The following is a 2,224-nucleotide window of genomic DNA, read 5'->3' on the forward strand; positions in this document are numbered from 1 at the left end:
GATCGGCGAATGACCCGTCGGGGAGAGGCCTCGGCCTCTCCCCGCTGGCGCTCCATCCGAGGTAGACACCATGTTATTCAAGTTCGACAAGCTCTATCGCCTGGGTGCGTGGGGGGCGGCTGCCTGCATGATCGCGATCTGCGCGCTGATCACGCTGCAGGTCTCGTTTCGCCTGATCGATGCGCTGCTGGTGCTGGCGGGCCAGGCCCGGCTCGGCATCAGCATCACCGGGGTCTCCGAAATGGCAGCGTATCTGCTGGTCGGGGCGACCTTTCTGGGCCTGGCCTATACCTTCACCCACCATGCGCACATTCGGGTGACGCTGCTGATCGCCAAGCTGCCTTCGCGGGTGCGGGTGTGGTTCGAGGTCGCCGCGCTGCTCGTGGCGCTCGCCATCAGCCTGGTGCTCGGGTACGGCCTGATCGAGCTGGCGCGCGAAAGCCTCCAGTACAACGACGTTTCATCGGGCTTTCTGAAGCTTCCGCTGTGGATTCCGCAGACCGTGCTGGTCACTGGCGTGGCGCTTCTGTGCCTGGCGCTGGTCGAGGCGCTGGTGATCGCCCTCAGGATCGCCGTGCGCGACCCGTCGAGCTTTCGCGAAGCCACCGCCACCGACGATAGCGAGATGCATTGATTCGCCGGCCGCCAAGCCGGTATCGAACGATAAAACCCTGGAGAAGCCTTCGTGCTACTACTGAGTCTGGTCACCATCGTCACCCTGTTCGCGCTGCTGGGCAGCGGCGTCTGGGTGGCCTTTGCATTGATGGGCACGGCCTGGGTCGCGCTCGAATTCTTCAGCCCCTTCGCGCCGGGCACCGTGCTCGCCTCGGACTTCTGGGGCGCCAGCTACGGCTGGGATCTCACCGCGCTTCCCATGTTCATCTGGATGGGGGAGATCCTGTTTCGCTCGGGCCTTGCGGACAACATGTTCCGCGGGCTCTCGCCGTGGCTCAATCGCCTGCCGGGGCGCCTTCTGCATACCAACATCATCGGCAGCGGCCTGTTCGCCGCGGTGTGCGGCTCGTCGGCCGCCACCTGCGCCACCGTGGGCAAGATGACGCTGCCCGAGCTCGAGCGTCGTGGCTATGACAGCAGCCTCGCGATCGGCACGCTCGCCAGCGCCTCGACCCTGGGGCTTCTGATTCCGCCGTCGATCGTGCTGATCGTCTACGGCGTGGTCACCGAGCAGTCGATCTCGCGGCTGTTCATGGCCGGGGTCGGCCCGGGCCTGATGATCCTGGCGCTGTTCATGAGCTACCTGATCGTCTGGGCGCTGGTGAAGGGCGAACGGGCGGGATTGACCGGAAGCGACGAGGCCTCGATGAGCCTGGTCGAGAAGCTGCGCAGGACGCTATCGCTCTTGCCGATTCTGCTGCTGATCGGTGGCATCATCGCCTCGATCTACGGCGGGCTCGCCTCGCCCACCGAGGCGGCGGCCATCGGCGTGGTGCTGTCGATGATCATCGCGCGCTTCAACGGCCACTTCGATCGCGCGATCTTCACGAGTTCGCTGTTCGCCGCGATCCGCACCGCCTGCATGATCGCCTTCATCATCGCCGGGGCGTCGTTTCTGACCTCCGCCATGGGCTTCACGCAGGTGCCCATGCGCCTGGCCCAGACGATCGGCGAGATGGGGCTTTCGCCGACCATGCTGCTGGTCGCGCTGACGCTGCTGCTGCTGGTCATGGGCTGCTTTCTGGACGGCATTTCGCTGATTCTGCTGGTCACGGCGATCATCATGCCGGTCGTCAGCGCAGCGGGGTTCGATCTGATCTGGTTCGGCATCTACCTGGTCATCGTGGTGGAGATGTCACAGATCACCCCGCCGGTCGGCTTCAACCTGTTCGTCATCCAGAGCCTGACCGGCAAGGACATCCTGACGATCACCAAGGCGACGCTGCCGTTTTTCCTGCTGATGCTGCTCTCGATCGCGCTGCTGCACCTGTTCCCGGCCATCGCCCTGTATCTGCCCCGGGCGATGACGGGTTAATGGCCGTAGACCGCCACGCCGCTGCGGCCCGAGCGCTTGATGTGATACATGCTCTGGTCGGCGGCGGCAATCAGCTCCTGTTCGCTTGCGAACATGCCGTCTTCCAGGCAGGCGATGCCGATCGACACCGAGATGTAGAGCGGGCCGAACTCGCTCTGGGCCATGGGCTCGCGGTCGAGCAGCGTCATGATGCGCTGGGCGAGCTGGCGGGCGCTTTCTGCTCTCTCGTCGGGC

Annotated in this window: 3 protein-coding genes; 2 read left to right on the forward strand and 1 reads right to left on the reverse strand. The window is 65.0% G+C overall.

Features of this window, described 5'->3' with window-relative positions; translation table 11 throughout:
* Nucleotides 1–70 precede the first annotated feature (70 nt).
* Both BIS11_RS15725 and BIS11_RS15730 read left to right on the forward strand, forming a co-directional pair.
* Nucleotides 71–634: a TRAP transporter small permease gene (locus BIS11_RS15725; protein ID WP_253425873.1), complete on the forward strand. Its 564-nt coding sequence runs from the start codon at nt 71–73 to the stop codon at nt 632–634.
* 51 nt (nt 635–685) lie between these two features.
* On the forward strand, nt 686–1,990 hold the full coding sequence (locus BIS11_RS15730) for a TRAP transporter large permease subunit (protein ID WP_253425871.1): 1,305 nt from the start codon (nt 686–688) through the stop codon (nt 1,988–1,990).
* Here the strand turns inward: BIS11_RS15730 and BIS11_RS15735 are convergent.
* A partial coding sequence (locus BIS11_RS15735; protein ID WP_253586508.1) for a GGDEF domain-containing protein occupies nt 1,987–2,224 on the reverse strand: 238 nt, incomplete at its 5' end. The genes BIS11_RS15730 and BIS11_RS15735 overlap by 4 nt on opposite strands.

The sequence above is a fragment of the Halomonas sp. 707D4 genome (genome assembly GCF_024158685.1).
GTDB lineage: Bacteria > Pseudomonadota > Gammaproteobacteria > Pseudomonadales > Halomonadaceae > Vreelandella.